2 pseudogenes are annotated in these 431 nt (G+C 50.3%); both read left to right on the top strand.

What is annotated here, in order from left to right:
• The first annotated feature begins 8 nt into the window (after window positions 1-8).
• Window positions 9-286, top strand: a pseudogene (locus AC1VNY_RS42740) (glycerol dehydratase reactivase beta/small subunit family protein).
• A 19-nt stretch (window positions 287-305) separates the two neighbouring features.
• A pseudogene (gene pduJ / locus AC1VNY_RS42735) lies at window positions 306-431 on the top strand (propanediol utilization microcompartment protein PduJ); the annotation flags it as partial.

Raw genomic sequence — 431 nt, 5'->3', positions numbered from 1 at the left:
GGAATGAGGTGCTTCTTGGCATTGAAGAGGAAGGCATCCCCTTTCGCATTCAACATATCCCGTCAGGTGAAGTCATCGATAGCGCCTGGCAGGCTGCTCGTAAGTCCCCCTGTTGGTTGGCATAGCCTGCGACCGGGAAAAGCTGATTGTGCATTACAAAAACTTACCGGCATCAGCGCCACTGTTTACGCTGATGTATCAACAAGATAACCATACCCGGCGCAGCATCGGCAATAACGCTGCCCGCCTGGTAAAAGGCATTCCCTTCAGGGAATGCCACTCATAATCCACAGGAGAAACGCTGTATGAACAACGCACTAGGACTGGTTGAAACAAAAGGGTTAGTTGGCGCAATTGAAGCTGCAGATGCCATGGTTAAATCCGCCAACGTGCAACTGGTTGGCTATGAAAAGATTGGTTCGGGTCTGATT

The sequence above is a fragment of the Bradyrhizobium ferriligni genome (assembly GCF_056837965.1).
Note: the sequence above shows the minus strand (reverse complement) of the source record. Positions and strands in the feature narration are given on the sequence as shown.